Origin of the sequence: Methylobacterium sp. J-001 (genome assembly GCF_022829565.1) — a bacterium.
Taxonomy (GTDB): Bacteria; Pseudomonadota; Alphaproteobacteria; order Rhizobiales; family Beijerinckiaceae; genus Methylobacterium.
This window is the reverse complement of the sequence record NZ_JAKSYN010000067.1, coordinates 40,397-59,832: the sequence shown is the minus strand read 5'-3', so window position 1 is coordinate 59,832 and position 19,436 is coordinate 40,397. Positions and strand designations below refer to the sequence as shown.

The window sequence follows — 19,436 nt, the reverse complement described above, 5'->3', positions numbered from 1 at the left end:
GGAACCGGGGCGATGAACAGTCTGATCGTCTTCTCGCTGCGCCAGCGCGTGCTGGTGGTGCTGCTGTTCGTGGTGATGCTCGGCATCGGCTACGGCGCCTATACCCAGCTCAACATCGAGGCGTACCCCGATCCGGTGCCGCCGCTGGTCGACGTGATCACCCAGAATCCGGGGCAATCCGCCGACGAGATCGAGCGCTACATCACCATTCCGCTGGAGGTGGCGCTCGCCGGCATCCCGAACGCCCAGGTGGTGCGCACGATCTCGCTGTTCGGCCTGTCCGACGTCAAGGTCCAGTTCAACTACGAATACACGTACGAGCAGGCGCTGCAGCGGGTGCTCAACCGCCTGTCGCAGGCGCCGGCCCTGCCCAACGGCGCCACGCCGCAGATCTCGCCGACGAGCCCGGTGGGCGAGATCATGCGCTACAAGCTGGTCGGGCCGGCGGGCTACTCGCCCATGGACATGAAGACCCTGCAGGACTGGGTGCTGCAGCGCCGGTTCAAGGCGATCCCCGGCGTCACCGACGTGACCGCCTTCGGCGGCAAGGCCAAGGAATACGAGGTCGCGGTCGACCTGAACCGCCTCCAGGCCCAGGGCCTGACCCTGGTCCAACTGACCACCGCGCTGAACAACGCCTCGATCAACGTCGGCGGCCAGACCCTGAATGTCGGCCAGCAATCCGCGGTGGTGCGCGGCATCGGCCTGATCCGCGACATGGACGACATCCGGGACACGATGATCAGCCTCGTCAACGGCACGCCGGTGCTGGTGCGGGACGTGGCGGAGGTGCGCGTGTCGAACGCGCCGCGCCTGGGCATCGTCGGCCACGACGATCAGTCCGACGTGGTCGAGGGCATCGTGCTGATGAGCCGCGGCGGCCAGAGCCTCCCGACGCTGCAGCGCGTCGAGGCCGAGATCGACAAGATCAACAACTCGACGATCCTGCCGCCCGATGTGAAGATCGAGCGGATCTACGACCGCTCGGGCCTGATCCACACCACGACCCACACGGTGATGCACAACCTCGTCTTCGGGGTGGTGCTGGTGTTCATCGTGCAGTGGCTGTTCCTCGGGTCCCTCACCAGCGCGATCATCGTCGCGGCCACGATCCCGTTCGCGCTGGGCTTTGCGATCCTGATCCTCGTGGTACGGGGCGATTCCGCCAACCTCCTGTCGCTCGGCGCCATCGATTTCGGCCTGATCGTCGACGCCACCGTGATCATGGTCGAGAACGTGTTCCGGCACCTCGCCGAGCCCGAGCATTCCGAGGGTCAGAAGGCGCCGGGGGGACTTGATGGGCGGCTCGGCATCATCGCCATCGCGGGCGTCGAGGTGAACCGGGCGATCTTCTTCTCGGCGATCATCATCATCGTCGGCTTCCTCCCGCTGTTCACGATGAGCGGTGTCGAGGGTCACATCTTCGGGCCGATGGCCAAGACCTACGCCTACGCGCTGGTCGGCGGCCTGCTGGCGACCTTCACGGTCTCGCCCGCCCTCTCGGCGCTGATCCTGCCCAGGAAGCTCGAAGAGCGCGATACGCTGATCGTGCGGTTCCTCCGCGCCGGGCATGAGCGCATCCTGGCCTTCGGTCTCAAGAACCGGGTGCTGGCGCTCTCGGTGATGCTGGTGGTGCTGCTGGCCTCCGGGCTGGCGGCCCGAAACCTCGGCCTGGAATTCCTGCCCCGCCTCGAAGAAGGCAACCTCTACGTGCGCGGGACCATGCCGTCCTCGATCTCGCTGGAGGCCGGCAACGCCTATGTCCAGCGCCTGCGCAAGATCTTCCAGGAGGTCCCGGAGGTCGTCACGGTGATCTCGCACCAGGGCCGGCCCAACGACGGCACCGATGCCACCGGGTTCTTCAACGTCGAGATCCTGGCGCCCCTGAAGCCCATCGACCAGTGGCGCAAGGGCCTCGACAAGGATACGCTCATCCACGACCTGAGCAAGAAGCTGGAGGCTGAGTTTCCGGGTATCGAGTTCAACTTCTCGCAATATATCGAGGACAACGTCCAAGAGGCGGCCTCGGGCGTGAAGGGCGAGAACTCGGTCAAGATCTACGGCAGCGATCTCGCCCAGCTCACCAAGACTGCCAACGCGGTCAAGGCGGCGCTTGGCACCGTACCCGGCATCACGGATTTGGCGGTGTTCGAATCCCTCGGCCAGCCGACCGTGCGGATCGACGTCGATCGCCACAAGGCGGCCCGCTACGGCCTGTCGATCGGCGACGTGAACACCACGATCCAGGCGGCGATCGGCGGCCAGACCGCTGGCGACCTCTACGAGTACGGGTCGGACCGCCACTTCTCCATGCGGGTGCGGCTGGCCAAGGAGTACCGCTCGTCGCTGGCCGGCATCCGCAACATCGCGGTCGGCGCGCAGAACCCCAATGGGGGCGTGATCCAGGTGCCCCTCTCCGAGATCGCCGACGTGGATCTCGTCTCGGGCGCCTCGTTCATCTACCGCGAGGATCAGGAGCGCTACATCCCGGTGAAGTTCTCCGTGCGCGGGCGCGACCTCGGCAGCGCGGTGATCGAGGCGCAGCGCAAGGTCGCCGACGCGGTGGACCTGCCGCCGGGCTACCGGATGGAGTGGGTCGGCCAGTTCACCAACCTGAAGGACGCCGCGACCCGGCTCAGCCTGGTCGTGCCGGTGACCCTGGTGCTGATCGCACTGCTGCTGTTCATCAATTTCTCGTCGGTGGCGGACATGCTGCTGACGCTCTCCGTGATCCCGATGGCGATGATCGGCGGCATCTTCGCCCTGGCGTTCACCGGCACACCGTTCTCGATCTCGGCGGCGATCGGGTTCATCGCGCTGTTCGGCATCTCGACCATGGAGGGCGTGATCCTCCTGGCCTACTACAATCAGCTCCTGGATGAGGGCTGGCAGCGCAAGGACGCGGTATGGAATGCCGCGATCGTGCGGATGCGGCCGGTGATGATGACCTGCGTGGCTGCCTGCGTCGGCCTGCTGCCGGCGGCGATTTCCACGGGCATCGGCTCGCAGGTGCAGAAGCCGCTGGCCTTGGTGGTGGTCGGCGGCATCATCCTGGCACCCAACCTGATCCTGGTGGTGGTGCCGGTGCTGATCTCGCTGTTCTCGCGGCGGCGTCCGAACCCGAATGGCCGGGCCTTGACTGAGCATCGGGTCGCGGCATGAGCCGAATGAGAGTGGCGCGGACGCGGGGTCGTCACGTGGCCGGACGGCCACAGCACGGCTCCGGTACGCAGGATCGGGGCACCGTCGGATTGACTCGGCCGTCGGCCCGGACGCTCTACCAAGAGAGGGGTTTCGGGGGCATGATGGTGGAGTTGGCGCCGAACCGGTGCGGTCGTGCGGCCGCCATGCTGGCGGCGGCCCTGTCCCTGTCGGCCTGCGCGGTCGGCCCGAATTACGTGCCGCCCGAGGCGCCGCCGGTCGGGCGCTACACCAAGGAGCCTCTGAAGAACCCCTCGGCTGCCGACAACATCCGCACCCGTCAGGGCGGCTCGGCGGACCAGAGCTTCGTCTCCGGCGCGGACATCCCCGGGCAATGGTGGACCCTGTTCCACTCGAAGGCGCTCAACCAGCTGGTCGAGCAGGCGCTGGCCAACAATCCGACCCTGGAGGCGGCGCAGGCTTCCCTGCGGATCGCGCAGCAGAACGTGCTCGCCCAGAAGGGCACGCTCTATCCGAGCCTGACCGCGACCCCGCAGGCGCAGGGCGTCCTGGCCCCAGGCCTCGACCTGCAATCGCCGCTCAACAACCAAACCAACTACCTCTACAGTCTCTACACGCCGCAGGCCGTGGTCGCGTACAATCCCGACGTGTTCGGGGGGAACCGGCGCCAGATCGAGTCGCTGGAGGCCACCACTGAGAACCAGCGCTTCCAGCTGGAAGCGGCCTATCTCAGCCTCACTGCCAACGTGGTCGCCGCCGCCATCCAGGAGGCGGCCCTGCGGGCGCAGATCGACGCCACCCGCAAGGTGATCCAGGCGCAGACCGAAGTGCTGCAGCTGTTCAACAAGCAGCTCTCGCTGGGACAGATCGCCGGGGCCGACGTGGTCCAGCAGCAGGCAGCGCTGGCCCTGTCGCAGCAATTGCTGCCGCCGCTGGAAAAGCAGCTGGCGCAGCAGCGCAACCTCCTCACCGCCCTCGCCGGCCGCCTGCCCTCCGACGAGATCGCGGAGACGTTCCAGCTTTCGGCCCTGCGGCTCCCAACCAAGCTCCCGGTGAGCCTGCCCTCGCGCCTCGTGCAGCAGCGACCCGACGTGAAGGCGGCCGAGGCCCTCGTGCAGCAGGCGAGCGCGAGCGTCGGCGTCGCGGTGGCCAACCGCCTGCCGCAATTCAACTTGACCGCCACCGGCGGCTCCAGTGCCGTGAAGATCGCGCAGGTCGCCAATCCCGGGGCCGCATTCTTCTCGATCATCGGTCAGGCGACGGCGCCGATCTTCGACGCCGGCACGCTGTTCCGGCGCCAGCGGGCGGCGGAAGAGACGCTGACCCAGGCACAGGCGCAGTACAAGGCAACGGTGATCACCGCGTTCCAGAACGTCGCGGACGCGCTGCGGGCACTCCAGGCCGACGCCAAGGCGGTCGCCGCCGCAGAGGCTGCAGTGAGTGCCACCAACCAGAGCCTTGGGTTGATCCGGAAGCAATACACGGCCGGCGCCGTGACCTCGGCCCAGGTGCTGATCGCCCAGCAGGGCTATCTCTCGGCGTTGATCACCTCGGCGGCCGCCCGCGCCACCCAGTACGGCGACAGCGCGGCCCTGTTCGTGGCGCTCGGCGGCGGCTGGTGGAACCGCAACGACGTGGCCCCGCCCCCGCCCGAGACGGATCCGCTGAAGTTCCTGTGAGGCGCGCCCTCGGGCCTCATACATCCATCGCGATGGCGTCCTGCAGCATCTGGTCTGCGGCGCTCATCACCTTGGTGTTGGCCGTGTAGGCCTGCTGGGTCTCGATCATCTTGGAGAACTGGTCCGAGATGCCGGCATTCGACTGCTCGACCGATCCGGCGGCAATGGTCGCGCCCGCGAGCCCGAAGCTCGGCGCGCCGGACCGGCCGTTGGCCACGTAGGTTCCGCCATCGAGGGAGGTCAGGTTGTCCTGCCCGCCGAACTGCGCCAGCGTCAGCGAACCGAGCGCCTGCGTGCTGCCATCGGCGCCTGTGCCGGTCAGCGTGCCCGCGGGCGAGACCGTGAGGCTCGCCAGGGTGTCCGTCCCGGTGGGGACCTGAACCGGCGCAGTCGCCGAGGGGCCGGCGAACAGGTAATAACCCGCGCCGTTGACCAGGTAGCCACTCGAATCCGCCGTGAAGTCGCCGCGTCGCGTGTAGGCGGTCTCACCGGTGAAGCTCGGGCTCTGCGGCGTCCCGGTGTTCGACCGCACCACGAAGTAGCCGTTCCCCGAGATGGCGAGGTTGGTCGACACTCCGGTGGACTGGATCGTCCCCTGAAGCCCAAGGGTGTCGCGCGTGCTGGTCGCGACGCCGCCGCTCGATTGCGCCTTTGCTGTAGTCTGGGCCAGCATGTCGGCGAAGCTCGTCTCCGTGGTCTTGAACCCCGCCGTTTGGGTGTTGGCGATATTCCCGGAGATGTTGTTGAGGGCGTAGGACTGCGCCGACGCGCCCGAGATCGAGTTTGAAAGCGCGTCGTAAAGGCCCATCGGGGTCTCCATGCCCGAGATCAGCCCGGGACTGATCCTGATGCGGTCCATAGGCGCGGAGCGTGGTTAACTCGCGGTGTGTCAGCAAATGTTGCTGTCGGGGCCCTGCGATACGCCGCGACCCGGGGCAGCACGCCTTACGCTCCGATCACACTCATCACGATCTCCCGCCGGTGCGGGCGGTCGCGGTGCTCGATCAGGTAGATCCCCTGCCAAGTGCCCAGAGCCAGCCTGCCTTCGACCAGGGGGATGCTCAAGGCCGAATCCGTGACCAGGGTGCGGATATGCGCCGGCATGTCGTCCGCCCCCTCGGCACCGTGGACGTAAGGGGCGCCGCGTGGGGCGAAGCCGTCGAGCGCGGTCATCAGGTCGGCCTGCACATCCGGGTCGGCATTCTCCTGGATGGTCAGGGATGCCGAGGTGTGCCGACAAAACACCGTGACGAGGCCGTCCCGGATGCCGCTGCCGCGCACGAACTCCGCCACCGCCCCGGTAAAGTCCGTGAAGCCTGGCCCCGGGGTCGCGATGGTCAGGCGGCCGCTCGCGTGCCGCTCCACCGCGCCGGAAGCCAGGAGTTCGACCGAACCGATCCTGCCCTGCCTCATGCATCCGTCTCCGTCAGCGTAGCCCCCGGCGCGACCTCGCGCTCACCGCGGGCCAGGATCCGTTCCAGCACGTCGATCCGGTCGGCCTCCGCGGAGGGCTTGTCCCAGCGGATGCGGCTGACCCTGGGGAAGCGCATCGCCACGCCGGACTTGTGCCGGGTCGAGCGCTGCACGCCCTCGAAGGCGATCTCCAGCACCAAGCCGGCCTCATGCCCGTGGGTGACCTCGCGCACCGGGCCGAACCGCTTGGTGGTGTTGTTGCGAACGTAGCGGTCGAGCTTGGCGAGCTCGGCATCGGTGAAGCCGTGATAGGCCTTGCCCACCGGCACCAGCTCGTCCCCGCCCTCGGGGGCCTCCCGCCAGACCCCGAACGTGTAGTCCGAGTAGAACGACGAGCGTTTCCCGTGGCCGCGTTGGGCGTACATCATCACGGCGTCGACGATGTGGGGCTCACGCTTCCACTTCCACCAGGGGCCCTTGGGACGGCCCGGCAGGTAGGGGCTGTTGAGGCGCTTGAGCATCACGCCCTCGATCGCGTCCGCGTCCTCTCCGGCCCCCACCGAGGCCGGATCGGCCCGGGCGGCGGCGAGCGCCTCCCAATCCGCGAACGGGACCACGGGCGAGATGTCGATCCGCGCGTGGTCGAGGCGGGTCACCAAGGCCTCCAGTTTCTCCCGCCGGGCTGAGAACGGCTCCGTCCGCAGATCGTCACCCTCCAGCGTCAGGAGGTCGTAGGCCCGGACATGCGCAGGGAACTCCTCCAAGAGCTTGCCGGTCACGGCCTTCCGGTTCAGGCGCTGCTGCAGGACGTTAAAGCTCTGGACCCGGCCCTCGCGCAGGATCAGCAGCTCGCCGTCGAGCGTCCCCGTGAAGCCGATCGCCTCGGCGAGGTCGGGGAACGCTCCGGTGATGTCCTCGCCGGTGCGGGAATAGACCTTCGCGACCTGGACGCCCTCCCGGTCGCGGCCACCGACGAGCTGGACGCGAATCCCGTCCCATTTCCACTCGGCCGAGAACGCGTCCGGCTCGAGCTTCTCAAGATCGGCCTCCTCCTCGATCGGATGCGACAGCATGGGTGGACGGAACGGGGCCGGGTTCAGGGTCTCGGGCCGCTCGGCCCGGCCCTCGACCCAGGCAAACAGGGTCTCGAACGGCGGGGTGAGGCCGTGCCAGACCTCCTCCACGGCATCCGCCTCGTGGCCGCCGAGCGCGCCGACCGCGGTCTTAGCCAGCCGCGCCGAGACCCCGACCCGCAGGTTGCCGGTGACGAGCTTGAGGAGCGCCCAGCGCCCGGTCTCGTCGAGGGCGTCGAGCCATTCGGCGAGATGGCGGGGCAGTTCGCGCTTCGGGATGGTGCTGAGGGTTTCGACGACCTCAGCCAGGCTCGGCGGCGGAGGGTTATTGTGGCCGAGACCAGCGTGCGCATTACCTCCCCCCTCTGCGGGGGAGGATAGGCCGGGTCGGGAGAGGGGAACGACGGTGCCGGACGAGTCGCGACGGGCCTCATGTCCCGCATCGTCGCGCTGCCCCTCTCCCGCCCTCCTTCGGGGGCCACCGTCCCCCGCAGAGGGGGGAGGGAGAGGCGTCGAGGGCCAGATCAGCGCCGTGGTCTCGGCCAGATCGCCGACGTAGTTGTGCGACAGGCGGAACAGCACCGGGTCGATGCGCTCCTCCACCAGCCCGCGGATCAGGGCCGGCTTGGCTTCGCGAAAATTCAGCGTGCCGGTCATGGCGCCGAGCGCGTAGCCCCGCTCCGGATCCGGTGTGCGCGAAAAGAAATCCTGGAGCATGCGCAGCTTGGCGTTGCGGCGCGGCTCGTAGGCGAGGCGGTCGAGGAGATGGGCGAAGTCGTTCACGCGGCCACCTCCGGCTCCGCGGCGTCGGCCGGGGCTGGTTCCGCCTCGCCGTCGTCACCATAGCCCAACAGGTGCAGCGGCTTCGCCTTGATGCCTTGCGTCCCGCACCAATGGACAAGGGCATCCTCTTGGCCGTGCGTCACCCAGACCTCCCCGGCGCCGGTGTCCCGGATCGTACGGCACAGGTCCGGCCAGTCGGAATGGTCGGAGATCACGAGTGGCAGCTCGACGCCCTTCTGGCGCGCGCGGGCGCGGACCCGCATCCAGCCCGAGGCGAAGCACGTCACCGGGTCAGGAAACTTGCGCGACCACAGGTCTTGCATCGCGCTGGGCGGGCAGATCACGATGGCCCCGTGCAGGTCCTTTCGGTCGGCGGCCACAACCTTCGGGGTATCGCCCAGGGGAATGCCCTCGCGCTTGTACAACTCGGTCAGCTTCTCCATCGCCCCGTGCAGGTGGATCGGCCGGTCCCAGCCCTCCTCGCGCAGCAGCGCCATCACCCGCTGCGCCTTGCCCAGCGCGTAGGCGCCAACGATGTGGGCCCGCTCCGGGAACAGGGCCACGGAGGCCATCAGCTTGCGGACCTCGTCGCGGGTGTCCGGATGGGTGAAGACCGGCAGGCCGAAGGTCGCCTCGGTGATGAACACGTCGCAGGGCACCACCTCGAACGGTAGGCAGGTCGGGTCCGGCGCCCGCTTGTAGTCGCCCGACACCACGACGCGGACGCCGTCCCGCTCGATGGCGATCTGGGCCGAGCCGAGCACGTGGCCGGCGGGGGCATAGCGCACCGTGACGTCGCCGACGCGCAGCGCCTCGCCGAGCCGGGCCTCCTGGCGCTGGCGGCAGAAGTCTTCACCATAGCGCACCGCCATGATCCGCAGGGTCTCGGGCGTCGCCAGCACGTGGCCGTGACCGGCCCGGGCGTGGTCGGCATGGCCGTGGGTGATGAGCGCGCGCTCCACCGGCCAGGTCGGATCGACGTGGAAGCCCCCGAGCGGGCAGTAGAGGCCCTCGCGGGTCAGGGTCAGGAGATCGCTCGCGCGTGTCGGCATCGGTTCCGTCGCTGCCGGTGGAGTCCGCCGGTGGCCCCGGTATATAGGCGGCCCCGACCCGGCAGACGCATGGCCAAGCAACACAGTTCCGGCGACCTCCTCGCCGACCGCCGCTATCGCTACGCCGAGGCCTGCCTGGCAGACGGCGATCATGCCGGGGCCGCCGATCTCGCCGAGCAGGCGCTGGAGATCGCGCCCCGCTACGCGCCGGCCTGGCTCCTGCTGGGCCGCGCCCGGGAGGGACTGGCCGTCCAGGGCGACGATCCGGCGCTGCGGGCGGCGGCGACGCGGGCTTATGCTTGCGCCCTGGATATCGATCCCGACGATACCCTTGGCGTCCGGGCGCATCTCGTCCGACTGGGCGAAGGCGGCAATTTGCCGGCCCTGTCGCCGGCTTATGTCCGGGCCTTGTTCGACGGCTACGCCCCGCGCTTCGAGCGCCATCTGGTGGACGGGTTGGGCTATGTCGGCCCCCAACTCGTCATGAACGCCCTGCCGCCCGAGCCGGAGCGGTTCGACGCGGCGCTCGATCTTGGCTGCGGCACCGGCCTGATGGGCGCGGCGATCCGCGAGCGTGTCGGGCATCTTACCGGGGTCGATCTCTCCCCCGGGATGCTGGCTTTGGCTCGAGCCAAGACGCATCACCGCCGGCCGCTCTACGACCGCCTGGCCGAGGGTGATCTCGCGGCGTTCCTGGCAGGCGAGCCCCCGGCTTCTGTCGAGCTGTGCCTAGCCGCCGACGTGCTGATCTACGTGGCGGATCTGGCCCCGGTGTTGGCAGGGATCGTCCGCGTCCTGCGGCCCGGCGGCCTCGGGGCCTTCACGGTACAGTCCCATGACGGCGACGGCGCCGTCCTTGGTACCGATGGGCGCTATGCCCACACGGATTCCCACATCGCCGCCTCGGCCGTCCAAGCTGGCCTGGAGATTCTGACCCTACGTCTCGCCGATGTCCGGCGGGAGGGAGGACGTCCGGTGCCGGGCCGCGTCGTTGTGTTGCGCCGCACTGCGGCATGAAACCGCCCGGCTATTCGTCCATTGTCAGTCGGCTGCAACAAGCGCGGCGGTAAAATCGGGGATGGGCATGGCGGATTTCGGCGGCGGGAACGATGGGCGCGCACCCGAGCGCAAGCCCGACCCGCCCGTGGATCGCTCCTTCCCGGCCGATCCCCGAACGCGCATCTTCTTCGCCATTGCGCTGGCCACGCTGGCCGGCTGCGCTGATTCCATCGGCTTCCTGGAATTCTCGCAGCTCTTCATGTCGTTCATGTCGGGCAACACGACACGCTTCGGCGTGGCCGTGTCGAACGGCGACTGGGAAAACGTCACCCGCGTCGCCAGCACGATCAGCCTGTTCTGCTTCGGCGCCTTCCTGGGCACCCTGATCGCAGCCTGGGTCGGGCGCTGGCGGCTGGCCGTGTTGCTGACGCTCCAAGCGCTCCTGCTCGCCGGCGGCCTGCTGATGCCGTGGGGCACGTTTGCCTACCCGCTGCACGCCTATCCGATCGTGCTGGCCCTGGGCCTCCAGAACGCGACCCTGCAGGACGAGGGTGGGCGGTCGCTGGCGCTGACCTACGTCACTGGTGCGGTGGTGCGTTTTGGCACCGGCTGCGCCAACCTGCTGCTCGGTACGGTGGCGCCCTCGTTCTGGCTTCAGGCGCCGCTCTGGGCCGGCCTCAGCACCGGCGCGGTGCTGGGCGGCCTGCTCGATATCCGGTACGGTGAGTCTGCCTTTCTGTTCCCCGCCGCCCTCGCCGCCATCCTGGCGCTGATCGCGATCGCCCTGACCATCGCCAAGCCCGGCAGCACCCTGGTCGCCGGCTCGGCGCCGGCTCCCGACGCGAGTCCGAAGGCGAGGGTAATCGACGCGATCCATTGAAGCCGATCCGCTGGCCTGTCGCAGAGGCCAGCGGATCAGCCATCCGAATCCCGGTAGCTGCTCCGGCCCTGCTTGATCACGGCACGGTTCTTCTTGGCGCCGATGCGCCGCTCCTTCGAGCCCTTCGTGGGCTTGGTCGCGCGTCGGATCGGCGGCGGCGGCTTGGCCGCCTCTGTCACGAGGTCGACCAGCCGCTGCAGCACATCCGCCCGGTTGCGCTCCTGGGTCCGGTGTCGCTGCCCGGACAGGATTAGGACGCCATCCTTGGTCAGGCGCCGGCCCGCGAGCTTGTACAGGTTCGCCTTGACCCGCTCGTCAACCGCGGGTGAGGCGAGGATCGACCAGCGCAGCTGGACCGCGGTCTCGACCTTGTTGACGTTCTGTCCGCCCGCACCGGAGGCGCGCATGAACGACAGCTCGATCTCGTCGTCCTCGATGGCAATCCGCGCGTTCACCCGCAGGGACATGACGACCTCCGGCCAGCGTCCGGTTTGTACCCGCCGCCGGCATACCGGACCACCGCGCCCGGAATGGAGGCGCCGATCTCGGGAGTGCAGACCGGAGCCACGATCGCCATATCCTCACAGAACAATCCGAAACCGGCACATCGGTCGCGCCGGACCAGCAGGCTCGGTCAGGCGGCCTCGGCCGGGGTCCGGGCGCGCAGCGCCAAGGCATGCAGCCCACGCTTGAAGGCGTCGTCCAACAGGCCATTGACGAGGCGATGCCGCTCCACACGGCTCTTGCCCTCGAACGCCGAGGCGACGATGTCGAGCCTGTAATGGGTCTCGCCCCCGGGACGTGCGCCGGAATGGCCCGCATGCAAGTGCGATTCGTCGATCACATCGAGGTGTGCCGGCGCGAGTTCCGTGCGCAGCTTAGCCTCCATCCAACCCCGAAGGGTGCCGTCTTCACCAGTCCCGTCAGCCATCGTGCCCTCACGTCATGTCGCCGGCATCCGTCAAGCCCGATCCCGCGCATGCGTCATCAGGCCCGGTGCTCTTGTGTCTCCGGTTTGCCCCCTCATAATCGGCCCGTCATGGATCTCAACTCGCGCCTGTTCGACAGCATCCGGATCAGAAAACCGTCCTGCGACGAGCCGAAGCCCGCAGCCGACGGCACGTGCGAGGCGCAAGGCTGCACGCAGCCGGGGCTGCACCGGGCTCCGAAGGGGCGGAAGGCCGAAGGCCAGTACTGGCGGTTCTGCATCGACCACGTCCGCGCTTACAACGCGAGCTACAACTATTTCGACGGCATGAACGATGCCGCGGTCCAGGCCTATCAGAAGGACGCGATCATCGGCCACCGCCCGACCTGGGCCATGGGTGTGAACCCGGCCGGCCAGGGCAAGCCGGCCGAGGAGCCGACCCGGGACTGGGCCTATGTCGATCCGCTCGGCATCCTGCGCGGCGCCGGCGTCGAGGGACGGCGCCGTGCCCGCCAGCCGGAGCCGGAGAAGCCGCGCCGCACCGCCACGGTCCGCCGCGCCCTGGACGTGATGGGTCTCGAAGAAGGGGCGGAGGGACCCGCTATCAAGGCGCAGTACAAGGCGCTGGTGAAGCGCTTCCATCCCGACGCCAATGGCGGCGACCGCTCGTTCGAGGAGCGGCTGCGCGACATCATTCGCGCCCACGACGTCTTGCGCGCCGCCGGACTCTGCTGAGCGGCATGAACGATGCAGGCCAATCCGGTCGTACGATAGGGCAAACCGCGCGTCGTGACCCTATATGGGGCTGGTGCCGATCGGTGGCGCCGCACGGCGCCGCCGTTTAAAGATCGAGTCCGCCCCGCGGCGGATGCCCGGCTCGACGTTCTTCCGTGCGGATTCTCCATCCTTCGGGCTGGAGGCTCCGCGCCTCACGAGGTTCCGAATGCTCTCTGACGATACGCCCGCCGCGCTGCCCGACCGCACCGTTTCCGTCCGCGAGGTCTTCGGCATCGATCTTGACCTCAAGGTTCCGGCCTATGCCGAGCCCGAGGAGCACGTTCCCGATCTCGATCCGGACTACATCTTCGATCGCGAGACGACGCTGGCGATCCTGGCGGGCTTCGCGCGCAATCGGCGCGTGATGGTCACCGGCTATCACGGTACCGGCAAGTCGACCCATATCGAACAGGTCGCCGCTCGGCTGAACTGGCCCTGCATCCGTATCAACCTTGATAGCCACGTCTCGCGCATCGATCTGGTCGGCAAGGACGCGATCGTCCTGAAGGACGGCAAGCAGATCACCGCCTTCCAGGACGGCATTCTGCCCTGGGCGCTGCAGAACAACGTCGCCCTGGTGTTCGACGAGTACGATGCCGGCCGGCCGGACGTGATGTTCGTGATCCAGCGTGTGCTGGAGCTGTCGGGTCGCCTGACGCTGCTCGACCAGAAGCGCGTGATCCGCCCGCACCCGGCGTTCCGCTTGTTCGCCACCGCGAACACCGTGGGTCTGGGTGACACCTCCGGGCTCTATCACGGGACCCAGCAGATCAACCAAGGTCAGATGGACCGCTGGTCGATCGTGACGACTCTGAACTACCTGCCGCACGACCGCGAAGTCGACATCGTGCTCTCGAAGGCGCTCCATTACCGCAACGACCCGGGCCGCGACATCGTCAACCGGATGGTCCGCGTGGCGGACCTGACCCGCAACGCGTTCATGAATGGCGACCTCTCAACTGTCATGAGCCCGCGCACGGTCATCACCTGGGCCGAGAACGCCGACATCTTCAAGGATGTCGGGTTCGCCTTCCGGGTGACGTTCCTGAACAAGTGCGACGAGCTCGAGCGGACGCTGGTGGCCGAGTTCTACCAGCGTGCCTTCGGCAAGGAGCTGCCCGAGAGCGCGTTGAACGTCGCCCTAAGCTGACCGCATGGAGGAAGACGTGGCGCGTCCGGCCCGAGGCGAAGCGATGGAGGCGGTTGCCCCGTCCGCGCGGGGCCGCACGCGCTACGAGGATGACCTGTACACCTGGGTGCAGGAACAGGTCGCGCTGCTGCGCGCGCGCCGGTTCGACGAAGTCGATGTCGAACTGGTTGCCGAGGAGCTCGAGGATGTGTCGAAGCGCGAATATTCCAGGCTCTCTAGCTGCCTGCGAGTGCTGATCATGCACATGCTCAAGTGGGATCAGCAGCCCGAGCATCGCACCCCGAGTTGGATCTTCTCGATCCGCGAGCAGCGCCGACGCTTCGACCGGCTTCTCCAGGGTAGCCCGGGCCTCAAATCCCGGCTCGATGAGGCCCTGGCGGAAGCCTACCCGGATGCACGGGACTGGGCTGCCAACGAGACCCACCTCCCACCCGAGGAGTTCCCGCCGGACTGTCCTTACAGCTGGGACGATCTGCTTGAGCGCCCCTTCGACCTCGATTCGGTGAAGACGTAACCCCGCATGTCCATCTCCAACCGCAAGCCCGGCGAGCGTCGCGAATCCGTGGCCGAGCCCCTGAAGCGCTCGGTGGCGGGGTGCCTGCGCGCCATCGCCCGCCGGTCCGAGGTCGAGGTGACCTACGCCACCGACCGGCCGGCACTGACCGGCGACAAGGCCCGGCTGCCCGAGCCCCCGCGCAAGCTCTCGGCACAGGATGTCGCGGTTCTACGCGGCAATGCCGACGCCATGGCGCTGCGGCTCGGCTGCCACGACATCGCGGTGCACCGCCGGCTCGCCCCCGAGAACGCCGCCGCCCGCGCCGTCTACGACGCGGTGGAACAGGCCCGGGTCGAGGCGATCGGCTCGCGGCGGATGACCGGCGTCGCCAGCAACCTCACGGCGATGCTGGAGGACCGCTATCATCGCGGCGGCAAGTACGAGACCATCACCGACCGGGCCGATGCGCCCATGGAGGACGCCGTCGCCCTGATGGTGCGCGAGCGCCTGACCGGGCAACAGCCCCCCGAGGCGGCCTCCAAGATCGTCGCGTTGTGGCGCGAGCATATCGAAGCCAAGGCCGGCCCCAACCTCGATGGCCTGATCGGTTCGATCGAGGATCAGCGCAAGTTCGCCCGTTCGGTGCGCGATCTCCTCACCTCCCTCGACATGTCGGACGAGACGCCGTTCGACGCCGAGGATGACGAGAACGACGACGAGAACGACGCCCAGGACGACGAGCAGAACCCGAGCGAGGGCGATTCCGAGGAGAAGAGCCAGGGCGAGCGCGCCGAGATCGAGACCTCGGAAGAAGCCTCCGACGAGATCGAGGAGGGCGCACAGGAATCGGCCGACGCGCCGTCCGGCGAGTTGCCTGACGAGTCCGAGGATGCGGACTCGGAGGAGGCGTCCGAGGCGTCGCGGCCGCCCACGCGTCAGGGCAACGAGGCGCGGGGGCCCGAATACCGGGTGTTCAACCCCCGGTTCGACGAAATCATCCATGCCGAGGAGCTGTGCGACGCCGACGAACTGTCGCGCCTGCGCAGCTACCTCGACAAGCAGCTCTCGCATCTGCAAGGCGTCGTCGGGCGCCTCGCCAACCGGCTGCAACGCCGGCTCCTGGCCCAGCAGAACCGCGCCTGGGATTTCGACTTGGAAGAGGGCCAGCTTGATCCGGCCCGGCTCGTTCGCGTGGTCATCGATCCCTACCAGCCGCTCTCCTTCAAGCAGGAGAAGGACACCAATTTCCGCGACACCGTGGTCACGCTGCTTCTCGACAATTCCGGGTCGATGCGCGGCCGGCCGATCACCGTAGCGGCGACCTGCGCCGACATCCTGGCACGGACGTTGGAGCGCTGCGGCGTCAAGGTCGAGATTCTCGGCTTCACCACCCGCGCCTGGAAGGGCGGTCAGAGCCGCGAAGCCTGGCTCGCTGCCGGCAAGCCCCCGAATCCGGGCCGTCTCAACGACCTGCGCCACATCGTCTACAAATCCGCGGACGCGCCGTGGCGCCGGGCCCGGAAGAACCTGGGCCTGATGATGCGTGAGGGTCTCCTGAAGGAGAACATCGACGGCGAGGCTCTCGACTGGGCGCACAAGCGCCTGCTCGGTCGCCCCGAGCAGCGCAAGATCCTGATGGTGATCTCGGACGGCGCGCCGGTCGACGACTCGACCCTCTCGGTCAATGCCGGCAACTATCTCGAACGGCATCTGCGATGGATGATCGAGGAGATCGAGACGCGCTCGCCGGTGGAGCTCTTGGCCATCGGCATCGGCCACGACGTGACCCGCTACTACCGCCGGGCCGTGACGATCATCGACGCCGAAGAGCTGGGCGGCGCCATGACGGAGAAGCTGGCCGAGCTGTTCGAAGAGAACGGCACCCCGGCGCCCGCGGGCCGAGCCCTGCGCGCGGCCGGCGGACGGCGCTGACGAGGCGGCGTCGATTTCCAAAGCTCCCGACTTGGTGGAATTTCGAGGCCAGTGCGATCTTTCGCGAGAAAGATTTCGACTTGCGCGATCGGTCCGCCAATACGGTTTTTCATGCCAAGTCGAAGCGTAGAGGCCCGATCAGCCTCGGGTTCCGATGATTCGGTTTCATGCGCATCGGGAAGACGCACCGACGCAGCCGTGCATCTGATCTTTCGGAAAAATCACAACCAGGAATTCAATTCTTATAGGTTCGGCGCCCCTAGATAAGCACGTTATAAATGAAATAAATTTAATCCGTTGCACAAGCACAACCCGCCGTCATTCGCGGCATAAGAGGAGCGATATAAGCGCACTTCCGATTGACCCGTTTTGTTGCTGGCCCACTCCTCATGACATGGCGTTCCGGCCCGAGCGGCTGGCTTTCGGCGGTGGGTCATGTGGTTCTGGATGCGGAAAGTATCGATCCTGTTGTCGGCCACGGCGACGGGCGCGGTCCTCTGTACCGTCATTGCGGCTAGGGCCGAAGAGGTGGTCCAGCTCGACGAGCTCAGCGTCGAGACACAAGGACAAGGCACCCCGAAGAGCTACGGAGCAGTAGTCGGCGTCATCGGCCACGCGCCGCCGGCCTATGCCGGCGGCCAAGTCGGGTCCCGCTCCAGGCTGGGATTGCTGGGCAATCGAAACAGCTTCGACCAGCCCTACAGCCAGACCAGCTTCACCGATCAGCTGATCCGCGACCAGCAGGCCCACACGCTCCAGGACGTGATCAACAACGATCCGGCGGTCCGCACCAACGTGCCGCCGTCCAGCGGCATCCAGGGGTTCCTGATCCGCGGCTTCCCGTATTTTGCTCAGGATATCGCGTTCAACGGCCTCTACGGCGTGTCCGACGCCTTCAACCCGGCGATCGAGCCGATCGAGCGCGTCGAGGTGCTCCATGGGCCGGGAACGCTGCTCACCGGCATCCCGCTGTTCGGCAATATCGGCGGCATGATCAACCTGATCCCGAAGCGCGCCCTGGACGTGCCGCTGACCCGGGTGACCCAGGGCTACATCTCCAATGCCCAGAGCTACACCGCCGTCGATCTCAGCCGGCGCTACGGTCCGTCGAACGAATGGGGGCTCCGGTTCAACGGCGCCTATCAGTTCGGCAGAACGCCGATCGATCTCCAGCAGATGGAGTTCGGCGTCGCGGCCCTCGCCCTCGATTATCGCGGTGAGAACCTGCGCCTCTCCGCCGATCTCGGCTACCAGAAGACCGACCTCAACGCCGCTTTCCGCACCCGGACGGTCAGCCCGGGTTTCCCGATCCCGCGGGCGCCGGACCTGCGGATCAACCCGCAGCAGAGCTGGGAATACCACGACAGCGACAACAAGTCGGTGGCATTGCGCGCCGAGTACGATCTCACCGACGCGCTCACCCTCTACGCGGCGTACGGGCACAGCCAGTTCTATCAGGTATATTTTGGCGCCACCCTGACCATCTTCAACGCGCTGGGCGATTACCGCGAGCCGATCAACTACCTGCCCTACATCTCCAATGCCGACACCGCGGAAGCGGGCCTGCGCGGGCAGTTCGATACGGGACCGGTGCGCCACGAATTCGGCATCGCGGCGACCGGCCTCTGGTATGACCAGAGCCAGATCACCTACCCGGTCGGCCCGACGATCGTCTCCAACATCTACGCCCCGGTGACGGCCCCGCCGCGCAGCGCCATCGGCCAGACCCGGGCGATGCCGCCGACGACGGCCCGCATCAACCAGAGCGTTGCCGTGGCCGACACGCTGTCTATCCTGGACGGCAACGTGCAGCTCACCGTCGGCGGCCGCTGGCAGGGCATCACGGTCAGGAGCCTCGATTCGCGCACCGGCGCCACCACCGGGATCGCCGATAGCGGCGCATTCTCGCCCGGCGCCGGCCTCGTGGTGAAGCCCTGGGAGAAGCTGTCGCTCTACGCCAATTACAGCGAGGGCCTGACTGATCCGTCCGTTCCGGCGACGGCGGTCAATGCCAACCAGGCGTTCGGAGCCGTCCGCTCGGACCAGATCGAGGCCGGCGCCAAGTACGATTTCGGCAGCCTCGGCCTCGGCTTCGCGGCCTACGACCTGCAGCAGCCGTTCGGTTTCCTGGATTCGACAAACCGGTTCAGAATCGACGGCACGCAGCGTAACCGCGGCCTCGAAGTCACGGCCTTCGGCGAGCCCGTGACGGGTATCCGGGTGGTCGGCGGCGTAAGTCTGATCGACGGCCGTCTCCTGAAAACGCAAGGCGGCCAGTTCAACGGCAACGTTGCCATTGGCGTCCCGGCTGTCCAGCTGAACCTCTACGGCGAGTACGACCTCCCCTGGCTCGCCCCGGGCCTCACCGTGACCGGCCGGGTGATCTACACGGCCGCGCAATATTACGATCAAGCCAACCGCCAGACGATACCGGACTGGGCAACCCTCGATCTCGGCCTGCGCTACAAGACGATTCTTCAGGACCGTCCGGTGACCTGGCAGGCGAACGTCCTGAACGTAACCGGCAACAACTACTGGGCCACCACCGGTCGCGGGCTCCTCGCACCGGGGGCGCCGCGAACCATCCTGATCTCGGCCAGCGTAGATTTCTGAACGGCCTGGACTGCTGCCTCTCGCAGACCGGCATGTTTGATCGTGCAGCCACTCCTCGGCGCAGCGGTCACAAACCTCCGGTCGGCAACTGACAGATCACGATCTCACGCCAGCGGCGGCTCATTGATCGGCCCGTCCTTGGCCTAAACCGGAACGGCGACAGTCGTCACGAGCGCGCCCGGTTCATGCGGTGCGTGAGGAAAACGGCGCTGTGATTCTCGACAACCAGGAAGATAACTTCGTTGCGCTCAAGCACTTCGGTTAGCCGCTGGTGCTGCGCTGAGCCAGGGCTGGTGCTTCTCGATGGGCGCCGAACAATATGGCTAGATCCAACCGTAGGATATTTTGCAGCTTTTGCGACGCATAAAAGTAATTAACTATCGTAATATTTCAAAATTCTCGATCATATATGTAATTTTTGATGTAAAATATTGCGTTTGAGAAAAAATTATTCGCATTATGATCTTATAAAACACCGTTGACCGCAGAAAAACCCGAG

The 19,436-nt window shown here is 67.2% G+C and carries 15 protein-coding genes; 9 read left to right on the top strand and 6 right to left on the bottom strand.

The window, feature by feature from the left end; translation table 11 throughout:
- The first annotated feature begins 12 nt into the window (after window positions 1-12).
- Together MKK65_RS07265 and MKK65_RS07260 are read left to right on the top strand one after the other, a co-directional pair.
- Window positions 13-3,162: an efflux RND transporter permease subunit gene (locus MKK65_RS07265; protein WP_243956631.1), complete on the top strand. Its 3,150-nt coding sequence runs from the start codon at window positions 13-15 to the stop codon at window positions 3,160-3,162.
- Window positions 3,163-3,305: 143 nt separating this feature from the next.
- Window positions 3,306-4,841 (top strand): efflux transporter outer membrane subunit, encoded by a 1,536-nt coding sequence (locus MKK65_RS07260; protein WP_409565379.1) that lies wholly within the window; start codon window positions 3,306-3,308, stop codon window positions 4,839-4,841.
- Window positions 4,842-4,857: 16 nt separating this feature from the next.
- Here the strand turns inward: MKK65_RS07260 and MKK65_RS07255 are convergent, their stop codons facing one another.
- The 4 genes from MKK65_RS07255 to MKK65_RS07240 all read right to left on the bottom strand — a co-directional run bounded on the left by MKK65_RS07255 (window position 4,858) and on the right by MKK65_RS07240 (window position 9,162).
- Window positions 4,858-5,649: a flagellar hook basal-body protein gene (locus MKK65_RS07255; protein ID WP_243956627.1), complete on the bottom strand. Its 792-nt coding sequence runs from the start codon at window positions 5,647-5,649 to the stop codon at window positions 4,858-4,860.
- Between the two features lie 137 nt (window positions 5,650-5,786).
- Window positions 5,787-6,254, bottom strand: a complete 468-nt coding sequence (locus MKK65_RS07250) for a secondary thiamine-phosphate synthase enzyme YjbQ (RefSeq protein WP_243956625.1) — start codon at window positions 6,252-6,254, stop codon at window positions 5,787-5,789.
- A complete protein-coding gene (locus tag MKK65_RS07245) occupies window positions 6,251-8,110 on the bottom strand; it encodes a cisplatin damage response ATP-dependent DNA ligase (RefSeq protein ID WP_243956621.1) in 1,860 nt (619 codons plus the stop codon). Before MKK65_RS07245 ends, MKK65_RS07250 begins: the two co-directional genes overlap by 4 nt.
- Window positions 8,107-9,162: a ligase-associated DNA damage response exonuclease gene (locus MKK65_RS07240; RefSeq protein WP_243956614.1), complete on the bottom strand. Its 1,056-nt coding sequence runs from the start codon at window positions 9,160-9,162 to the stop codon at window positions 8,107-8,109. The genes MKK65_RS07245 and MKK65_RS07240 overlap by 4 nt, the downstream gene beginning before the upstream one ends.
- A gap of 69 nt (window positions 9,163-9,231) precedes the next feature.
- On the opposite strand from MKK65_RS07240, the gene MKK65_RS07235 reads away from it, so the two are divergent.
- Entirely contained in the window at window positions 9,232-10,179 is a 948-nt protein-coding gene (locus MKK65_RS07235) for a methyltransferase domain-containing protein (RefSeq protein WP_243956613.1), read from the top strand.
- Between the two features lie 67 nt (window positions 10,180-10,246).
- Window positions 10,247-11,041 carry a YoaK family protein gene (locus MKK65_RS07230; RefSeq protein WP_058190890.1) on the top strand — a complete coding sequence of 265 codons (795 nt, stop codon included), beginning with the start codon at window positions 10,247-10,249 and terminating at the stop codon, window positions 11,039-11,041.
- A gap of 35 nt (window positions 11,042-11,076) precedes the next feature.
- Here MKK65_RS07230 and arfB read toward each other — a convergent pair whose 3' ends face one another.
- Both arfB and MKK65_RS07220 read right to left on the bottom strand, forming a co-directional pair.
- Window positions 11,077-11,508 carry an alternative ribosome rescue aminoacyl-tRNA hydrolase ArfB gene (gene arfB / locus MKK65_RS07225; RefSeq protein ID WP_243956612.1) on the bottom strand — a complete coding sequence of 144 codons (432 nt, stop codon included), beginning with the start codon at window positions 11,506-11,508 and terminating at the stop codon, window positions 11,077-11,079.
- 167 nt (window positions 11,509-11,675) lie between these two features.
- Entirely contained in the window at window positions 11,676-11,972 is a 297-nt protein-coding gene (locus tag MKK65_RS07220) for a BolA family protein (RefSeq protein WP_243956611.1), read from the bottom strand.
- Between the two features lie 108 nt (window positions 11,973-12,080).
- Here MKK65_RS07220 and MKK65_RS07215 point away from each other — a divergent pair, with 108 nt between their 5' ends.
- The 5 genes from MKK65_RS07215 (at window position 12,081) to MKK65_RS07195 (ending at window position 18,937) form a co-directional block, all read left to right on the top strand.
- Complete coding sequence (locus MKK65_RS07215; RefSeq protein ID WP_243956609.1) at window positions 12,081-12,704, top strand: J domain-containing protein; 624 nt, start codon at window positions 12,081-12,083, stop codon at window positions 12,702-12,704.
- 208 nt (window positions 12,705-12,912) lie between these two features.
- On the top strand, window positions 12,913-13,896 hold the full coding sequence (gene cobS / locus MKK65_RS07210; RefSeq protein WP_058190943.1) for a cobaltochelatase subunit CobS: 984 nt from the start codon (window positions 12,913-12,915) through the stop codon (window positions 13,894-13,896).
- Between the two features lie 4 nt (window positions 13,897-13,900).
- Window positions 13,901-14,410, top strand: coding sequence for a DUF29 domain-containing protein (locus MKK65_RS07205; RefSeq protein WP_243956608.1), 510 nt, complete (start codon window positions 13,901-13,903; stop codon window positions 14,408-14,410).
- 6 nt (window positions 14,411-14,416) lie between these two features.
- Complete coding sequence (cobT, locus tag MKK65_RS07200) at window positions 14,417-16,324, top strand: cobaltochelatase subunit CobT (protein ID WP_243956606.1); 1,908 nt, start codon at window positions 14,417-14,419, stop codon at window positions 16,322-16,324.
- Window positions 16,325-16,759: 435 nt separating this feature from the next.
- A complete protein-coding gene (locus tag MKK65_RS07195) occupies window positions 16,760-18,937 on the top strand; it encodes a TonB-dependent receptor (protein ID WP_243956605.1) in 2,178 nt (725 codons plus the stop codon).
- Window positions 18,938-19,436: the final 499 nt, after the last annotated feature.

Coding starts and splice junctions, on each gene's coding strand:
- MKK65_RS07265 (WP_243956631.1), top strand. CDS start 13: ATGAACAGTCTGATCGTCTTCTCGCTGCGCCAGCGCGTGCTGGTGGTG.
- MKK65_RS07260 (WP_409565379.1), top strand. CDS start 3,306: ATGGTGGAGTTGGCGCCGAACCGGTGCGGTCGTGCGGCCGCCATGCTG.
- MKK65_RS07255 (WP_243956627.1), bottom strand. CDS start 5,649: ATGGGCCTTTACGACGCGCTTTCAAACTCGATCTCGGGCGCGTCGGCG.
- MKK65_RS07250 (WP_243956625.1), bottom strand. CDS start 6,254: ATGAGGCAGGGCAGGATCGGTTCGGTCGAACTCCTGGCTTCCGGCGCG.
- MKK65_RS07240 (WP_243956614.1), bottom strand. CDS start 9,162: ATGCCGACACGCGCGAGCGATCTCCTGACCCTGACCCGCGAGGGCCTC.
- MKK65_RS07235 (WP_243956613.1), top strand. CDS start 9,232: ATGGCCAAGCAACACAGTTCCGGCGACCTCCTCGCCGACCGCCGCTAT.
- MKK65_RS07230 (WP_058190890.1), top strand. CDS start 10,247: ATGGCGGATTTCGGCGGCGGGAACGATGGGCGCGCACCCGAGCGCAAG.
- arfB (WP_243956612.1), bottom strand. CDS start 11,508: ATGTCCCTGCGGGTGAACGCGCGGATTGCCATCGAGGACGACGAGATC.
- MKK65_RS07220 (WP_243956611.1), bottom strand. CDS start 11,972: ATGGCTGACGGGACTGGTGAAGACGGCACCCTTCGGGGTTGGATGGAG.
- MKK65_RS07215 (WP_243956609.1), top strand. CDS start 12,081: ATGGATCTCAACTCGCGCCTGTTCGACAGCATCCGGATCAGAAAACCG.
- cobS (WP_058190943.1), top strand. CDS start 12,913: ATGCTCTCTGACGATACGCCCGCCGCGCTGCCCGACCGCACCGTTTCC.
- MKK65_RS07205 (WP_243956608.1), top strand. CDS start 13,901: ATGGAGGAAGACGTGGCGCGTCCGGCCCGAGGCGAAGCGATGGAGGCG.
- cobT (WP_243956606.1), top strand. CDS start 14,417: ATGTCCATCTCCAACCGCAAGCCCGGCGAGCGTCGCGAATCCGTGGCC.
- MKK65_RS07195 (WP_243956605.1), top strand. CDS start 16,760: ATGTGGTTCTGGATGCGGAAAGTATCGATCCTGTTGTCGGCCACGGCG.